The sequence below is a fragment of the Bartonella koehlerae C-29 genome, from assembly GCF_000706625.1.
Classification (GTDB): Bacteria; Pseudomonadota; Alphaproteobacteria; order Rhizobiales; family Rhizobiaceae; genus Bartonella; species Bartonella koehlerae.
This window is the reverse complement of sequence record NZ_KL407334.1, coordinates 1,654,938-1,662,365: the sequence shown is the minus strand read 5'-3', so window position 1 is coordinate 1,662,365 and position 7,428 is coordinate 1,654,938. Positions and strand designations below refer to the sequence as shown.

General features: G+C 34.7%; 6 protein-coding genes and 1 tRNA gene. 1 reads left to right on the top strand and 6 read right to left on the bottom strand.

Annotated elements, in window-relative coordinates; all coding sequences use genetic code 11:
• Positions 1-87: 87 nt before the first annotated feature.
• Together O9A_RS07485 and O9A_RS07480 are read right to left on the bottom strand one after the other, a co-directional pair.
• On the bottom strand, positions 88-594 hold the full coding sequence (locus O9A_RS07485) for a hypothetical protein (RefSeq protein ID WP_051665604.1): 507 nt from the start codon (positions 592-594) through the stop codon (positions 88-90).
• A gap of 87 nt (positions 595-681) precedes the next feature.
• On the bottom strand, positions 682-1,287 hold the full coding sequence (locus O9A_RS07480) for a hypothetical protein (RefSeq protein WP_154656378.1): 606 nt from the start codon (positions 1,285-1,287) through the stop codon (positions 682-684).
• A 658-nt stretch (positions 1,288-1,945) separates the two neighbouring features.
• Between O9A_RS07480 and O9A_RS07010 the strand changes: the two genes are divergently transcribed.
• Complete coding sequence (locus O9A_RS07010; RefSeq protein ID WP_034460023.1) at positions 1,946-3,076, top strand: metallophosphoesterase; 1,131 nt, start codon at positions 1,946-1,948, stop codon at positions 3,074-3,076.
• A 1,508-nt stretch (positions 3,077-4,584) separates the two neighbouring features.
• Here the strand turns inward: O9A_RS07010 and O9A_RS07005 are convergent.
• From O9A_RS07005 to O9A_RS06990, 4 genes are all read right to left on the bottom strand, one after another.
• Positions 4,585-4,658: transfer RNA gene (locus O9A_RS07005), tRNA-Gln, on the bottom strand.
• 88 nt (positions 4,659-4,746) lie between these two features.
• On the bottom strand, positions 4,747-5,505 hold the full coding sequence (locus O9A_RS07000) for an iron ABC transporter ATP-binding protein (protein ID WP_034460021.1): 759 nt from the start codon (positions 5,503-5,505) through the stop codon (positions 4,747-4,749).
• Between the two features lie 2 nt (positions 5,506-5,507).
• Entirely contained in the window at positions 5,508-6,452 is a 945-nt protein-coding gene (locus O9A_RS06995; protein WP_034460018.1) for an iron chelate uptake ABC transporter family permease subunit, read from the bottom strand.
• Positions 6,445-7,401, bottom strand: coding sequence for an ABC transporter permease (locus O9A_RS06990; protein WP_034460016.1), 957 nt, complete (start codon positions 7,399-7,401; stop codon positions 6,445-6,447). Before O9A_RS06990 ends, O9A_RS06995 begins: the two co-directional genes overlap by 8 nt.
• Between the last annotated feature and the right edge of the window lie 27 nt (positions 7,402-7,428).

Sequence of the window (7,428 nt, the reverse complement as noted above, 5' to 3'; positions counted from 1 at the left end):
TTGGTTGTCTGGATCATTATTTAAATAAGTTGCAAACTGTAAGCCAGAAACTCCTGTTGTTGCAGAAATATTTGTTAGATCAATATGTCAACCATTTATTATGGCTAGTGCGACTTTTTTTGCTTTTATTTCATCTTTTATCACATTTTTTGATGTTTTGGATTTAGTATCTAGGCTATCGGAATTTTTAGCAATAGTGCTATTGCCTATTTTAATTGTAGCATCTTCAAATGCAGAGAGAGCCACATCAACATTTTGAATGGTTGTTGTACCCGTTAACTTAATTTCGCTACCAGAGTTCTCTGTCCACACACCAGTGCGTTTTTTGTCGTGGTCCGAATTGATTGGTTTTCCACCGATAACAATTAGATCTTCGCTGATGATTTTGCCACCACCAACTGTTCTAAGACCGTTTAAAGTATTGTTAATCGTTGTATTACCATGCAATTCAATTCTGCTATCAGAACCAAGTGCGATTGTACCAGTTCCCTTATCATTTGTTGTTAGAGTAATATTCGTGGCATCGATCAGTCCATTGTTTGCCGCAAGTAGTGCAGCATTTTTATTCTTTACTATTGCTGTTCCTCCTATCATTGTAATTTTTGATCCTGAACCATCTGCATGGAGCCCATTACCATCAGATGATGTGATTTTAGGATTGTCTAAAGTAATGGAACTGCCTTATGTCGCATATATCCCATCGGTTTCTCCATCAAATGATCCTCCTAATATCGTGATTTGAGATTGGTCATCTGCAAATATGCTGTTTTTTGCTTGTGTAATGGTTACATTGTTCAAAGTGATGTTGCTTTTATTAGCACTTATTCCCTTGTCCATAGGGGCATTACCTGCGTTGCTCGATATTTTCACGTTCTCTAGTGTGTTTTTATCACTGTTGCTGAAAGAAGCACCAATTTTAGAGACTGTAATGGTTCCATTGCTTATTTTGAGCGTGCCGCTGTCTTTTGCTTCAAGATCAACAGTAATATCAGAACTCTCTCCTTTAATGGTTGAGCCTATTAATTCAATGACACTATTAGCACCTTCAACTTTTACAACAGGTGTTATAACGATAGGATTCGAGTTTATATCTTTATTTCCGGTTATATTTAAATCTTTACCAATGATTGTTCCATTGTCTTTTGCATGAAGAGTTTCATAGGTTTTTTTAGATACTTCTAGTTTTTCCATAGAAACTTCTAGAGATTCACCATATGCATTGAATTGGATATTAAACAGTACGATAGTTACTGTTGCCATATATAACAGAATGGATTTTATACACAAGTACTCTCCTTTTAAAGTCCCCCATATTCATTTCTTTGCACTCTTTAAAAAGAAGAATAAAAAATAGATATTGTTTTTAGTTTCAACAGTTAAGCATTTTGATAAGTTATTTTACTTTTTCTGTCAAATTTAATTACATAATATATTTATAAATTTATGTATAATATTATTTAAGTTAATATTATAATATTTTAAGCTATTGTAATAGATAATATGACGCTTATGCTTTTCATTGTTTCTGCATTATTTGTAAGAAGTCTTTTATTAAAGGTGCTTGATCTTTATGCAAAAAGGAGTCTGTTCTTTAAAACATATGGCAAAATGCTAGTTTTTTTACGCTTTTCTCTATTGGGGATATGTAGAATATCTACAATACTTCCAAGATTTTTTATAAGAGAAAGGTTTTTGATAAGTGGTTGTCTTATCGAGAGCATTTAAGATCGGTATATCTCAAGTTAAAAAACTTAACCAATGAAATGCTTCAAGGTAAAAGTCTGAAATCAACGATGCTTTGCTGTCATCAAATTATGCCCTCATTGAAGCCTTCTTGTTTTCATTATTTTGAACTTTTGACACATTATTGACAAAAAAGTTTAAGAGAACGGTCCGGTGGGATTTGTACAACACAAATACAGAGTTATTTTTTGGTGATACTTCTATGAAATATAAGATTGAATATATGGTAGTCATTATGGCTGCTCTTGCTCTGTCTGGTTGTTTTAATTTTTCTTCTGAAAAAATAAAAAGAGAGGAAGAGCTTCATAGTGCATTCATTGATTGGGCCATGAGAGAGAAGTCTCTTGCAAAAAATTATACCGCGATCATTATGGCTGATCCGCAACCGTGGCGTTTGAATTCTGGTGATGCCAATGGTCTGTCGAACAGGAAGCCTTGGCTAAAGATAAATGAGCAGGTTGCCAGTGTCATAAAGATGCATAAGGCTGCTTTCCATATTGTTAATGGTGATTTGACCGAATTTGGTCAGCAAAAGAATTATGACGATTATAAAAATGTCTATAAAAATTTTGCTTCTCCTGTTTATGAGGGATTGGGTAACCATGATTATGCGAATAATGTTGGAAATTGTACAATACCTGAAGCATTCAATTTTTATAAAGATGCGTGCGCTGTAAGTGCAGTTTCAAGAATGGTCTCAGAAATCAAAAAATATCGCAGTCAATTATCTCATTTTAATGCAGATATTGCTGAAAATTCGATTCCTATGCCAAGCGGAGATATGTATGTCATCAAAGGGAGTTTGAGTTATTCTTGGGATTATGGAGACGTTCACTATGTGCAGCTTCACAATTATCCAAGCTATAGAGTTCATTTGAAGGGACGGTCTATGGAGGTGCACATCAATGCATCTTTGGATTGGCTTAAAGAAGATTTGGCTGCTGCTGATGCGAGGGGTAAAGTTACAATTATTAATTTTCATGATGGTCGTGCGGCTTCCATTGATGGTGAATCCTTCTTTATTCGTAAAAAGAATGCTAAAGATTTATCGCTGTTTAAGTCAATTATCACTTCTCATAATGTCAAAGCAATATTTGTGGGGCATACACATTATCAATCCTATTGCCGCGCAAAAAATGATAAGGTCTTTGGAAATATTCCTGTTTATACAGCTGGTGCACTCTTTAATGGGGATTATTACTTTATAGATGTGAAGGGGAAGAGTATTCACGTTAAAGCCTATAATGGAGAGATAGGGAAACCTCTTTTGATTAAGGATCTCGGCATTATAGGAAAAGATACCGAATTCTCTGCAAGTTGCAGTCATCTCTAATAGGATTTTTTTCTTTTCTTAAAACATAAAAGAAAAAGGGGAGTGCGCACGCGAATTTGAAGGGGGATGAGGGGTTTTGTTATCGTTTAAGGTATGAATGAAAAGAATTAGACATTTTGTTTTTACCTCTTTTTAAAAAAGCTATTGAGATCTTAAAGATGTATATCATAAATGCAAGGTTTGATGTAAGGTAGGGTTCAGCGCAAACCGAATTATGAAGAGTAGTTTGGTTGCTTATTTTCTTTTTCACGAATTTTTGTCTTTAAGAGGGGAGAGTGTGTGTAGAACGTTGCCCCTTTTGTTCATACATTTTCTTTGGAATTGCTAATGGATTCTTTTCTATGATATCGTTATTCAAGTGATGCGATTAGCTACAGTGAATGACATCTGTGAGTAGGTGATTTCTGATCTTTTTATGGGAGAAGTTGTTGGTTTTGACAGTTTTTTCCATTCATAATGGGAAATTGAGATGTTAAGAAGGGTGTTTTTCGTTAAGCTGTTAAGTACTTTTTGTTTTTATCATTCTTAACAGTTTGATATTCAGTATATGTGCATTTTTTCTTTTGCAAGATATCCGCTATGAAGTATCTGTGAAGGGTATTTATATTGGCTTATAATTTTGTCCTCTACATTCTATGACTCGTACAGCATGTGTTGGGGAGAGCACTTGCTTTGAGAGCAGGATAACGTAGCACTTTAAAAAATCTTCAAAATACTTACTTTTAAAAAGCTTTTTTAATACGCTATATTTTTCAACATGTGAGTGTTTTTTCTCATCATAAAAAAAGAATTTCTTAACTTTTTATATGGAAAGAAGCTTTGGTTTTGATTAGCAGACAGAGCTTTTGTTGAGAGCTTTGTTCTGTTTTTTTAATTATGAGGGTGTTGTTAAAAAAATCAGCAAATGGTTTGGGACAATAGAAGAAACATGTGTAGCCGATGTATGCGCTATAGTTTTGAAAATGAAGGCGATTTAAAGATAAAAGAGTAATATAATACTTTTTGTCTCTTACGCTATGTAGATTAAAAGATACGCCGTACCATCAAACAAAAAACTTCAAAGTGTTAAGGGAAAAATAAAATCAATCGAATAAACGAAATTCAAATTTCCAAACTTGTTTTGCATATATTACGCTAGTTTTTTCTCATATTCATATATTGATTGTAGCTTGACACTATGTTTTCTACTAAATGGGAAGAGATGGAATTAGGTATGAATACGTTATAATTCATTATTTTATAGTTATTTTTACCATTAAGTGCGTTGTTTGTCAAAATGGATTTTGACACCTAAAAATCCAAAAAGGAGCAGAAAATGGTAAAAATCAGAGAAGGTTTTGAAAGGTCTCTGAAAATCCTTTGAAGATTTTTAAAAAGTCTGTGAAAGCTCAGAGAATCGCCTTTGAAGACCCTGTAAACACCCCCTTAAAAATCATTTGAAAAGAAATAAATTGGTACAAAACCTAGTGTCAAAATATACAAAACCCGGTGACAATTTACATCGAATTTGGCTGGGGAACCTGGATTCGAACCAAGATTAACGGAGTCAGAGTCCGCTGTTCTACCATTAAACTATTCCCCAGCATGCAGATGCTGTCACTTTTAGCAGATTTTATGGTGCACACAAGGGCAAAAAAGGATTTTTATAATGATTGATCAATAAGAGCAATTTATCGATAATGAAGGGCGATAGGTACGTCATTGATTGTTTTGACTTGAATATCCACATCATAAATGTCTTTAAGAAGTTTTGGCTGTATAATCTCTTTTGGGGTTCCACAGTAAGCTGCTTTACCATTTTTCATTGCAACAATCATATCAGAATAAGATGACGCAAAATTAATATCGTGCATAACAACAAGAATGGTTTTTTTGAGTTCATCAGCTATGCGGCGTAATTGCTTCATCATACAAACGGCATGTTTTATATCCAGATTATTTAATGGTTCATCTAACAGAAGATAATCAGTATCTTGACAGATTACCATTGCAATAAAAGCACGCTGGCGTTGTCCGCCAGAAAGTTCATCTAAAAAGCGGTCTTTCAGATCTTGTAGACCGAGATATCGGATTGCACTGTCAATAAATTGTTTATCTTCTTTATTATACCAGCCTTTTGAGTAAGGATAGCGTCCGAAACTTACTAAATCATATACGGTAAGGCGAAAGGATAAAGAGTTATCTTGACGCAGGATTGAAAGCTTTTTTGCTAAAAGATCGTGGGGCATTTTATCAATATCAAAGCCGTCGATATGAATTGTACCTTTGTGGCGGGGTAAAAGACGTCTTATCAGCATTAAAAGCGTTGATTTGCCAGAACCATTAGGGCCAATGAGAGAAATAATTCCTCCTTTGGGGAGATGAAGACATAAATTATCGATAATCAACCTTGTTCCATAATTTTTGGAAAGATGATTGATTTCAATCATTATCATTTTCCCTTCAACAGTAATGTTAAAAAGACAATTCCACCACAAAATTCAATAATAAAACTTAAGCGTCCTGCCATATGGAAAATTTGTTCTAAAATAAATTGTCCACCAACTAGACCAATAATAGCCAATAATATTGCAATCGGCACAACAACACTGTGTTTTGCTTGAGGAGAAAGTTCATAAGCAAGGTTAGAAACTAACAGACCAAAAAAGGTGACAGGCCCTATCAGTGCTGTGGAAATGGATACGAGAATAGAAACAAATATAAGAATAGCTATAGCGCTTTTATGATAATTCACTCCAAGGTTGAGCGCGTTCTCACGTCCCAGAGCAAGAATATCAAGCAGGTGATGTAAACGCCAACCAATTAAACTTACAATGAAAACAACGATGGTGGCAAAGTTCATTAATGACGTATTGAATTTATTAAAATTTGCAAACATAATATCCGTTAAATTCACCATTTGGTCTGGATTGAGTTGCAATTGCATGAACATGCGTAAGCTGAAAAAAAAGCCGCTCAAAATAACGCTAACTAAGAGTGTAAAGTGAAGTCCTTTTAAATTTCCTGAAAATAGCCAGTGGAAAAGGCTTATTGAAAAGAGAGTTAGGATCAAAGATTCAAAAATTAACTGTCCTTCTTCATTTAAAAGCGGCAAAGAAAGAGATCCTAAAAAATAAATCATGATGGTTTTGATTAAAATATAAAGTTGATCAAATCCCATAATAGAAGGGGTAAGAAGATGATTATTAACAACTGTTTGAAATAAAATAGTAGAGACAGTAATTGTATAAGAAATGAGAAGAAGAGAGATAAGCTTTGTAAGCCGAAATGGCCACGTATAAATATTAATATTCCATGTCATGTAAAGACTAATGACGATGCACATCATTACAATAAGCATTGTCAGTATTAGTGTTGTTGCTTTTTTTTTATCCAAAACGCTTTCTCCAGCGTAAAAGCATTATCATGAAAATAAAACTACCAACAACTCCCATTATAGTGCTGATAGGAATTTCAAAAGAAGGATGAATTATTCGTCCTAACAAATCACAGATCAAGACTATTGCTCCACCACTGATTGCTACCCAAGGAGCAGTATGGCGCATATTATCACCCATAAAATTTGAAACAAGATTGGGAATAATCAGTCCAACGAAAGGGATTCGGCCAACTGTACAGACGACAACAGCAGTGATTGATGCTACAATAAAAAGGCCAAAGAGCATGACAGTACGATAATTCAGCCCAAGATTGTTAGTTAAATCTTCTCCCAGACTCGCTACTGTAAAGCGGTCAGCGGTCAAATAGGCAAGAATGCAAAGGGGAAGAGAGAACCATAAGAGTTCGTACTTTCCCTCAAGAATCATCGCAAAACTGCCAAATAAATATGCTTGAAGAGAGGGGAGCAACATTTCATAATCAGCAATGGCGTTGGTTAAGGAACCAATAACATAGCCCAACATAATCCCTGTCAGTGGTACAATGAGGGCAGATTTTAGAAAGATTTGGCGTAATAAAAACATAAAAAATAGTGTGCCAATCATAGCAAAAATTGTAGCAACAATCATTTTTCCTAAGACAGGGATATCAGGCAGAAAAATCATAACCAAAAGAATGCCAAGGGATGCTGACTCAACGGTTCCAGTGGTTGATGGCTCGACAAAATGATTGCGCGCCAGCAGTTGCATAATCATACCTGAGAGTGCAAGTGCTGCGCCTACCAAAAGTGCTGCAATTGTACGAGGAAGGCGTGTTTGCCAGAAAATAAGCCAGGCATGCGGATTTCTTGATAATAGATCAGAAGGTGTTACATTTGAATAACCAACAAAAATGCTAAGAATAGATAGGAAAATAAGAATTGTTATGGTTATCCAGTAATTTTTCACGTTGAATCATTTTCCAAAAAAAGCAAA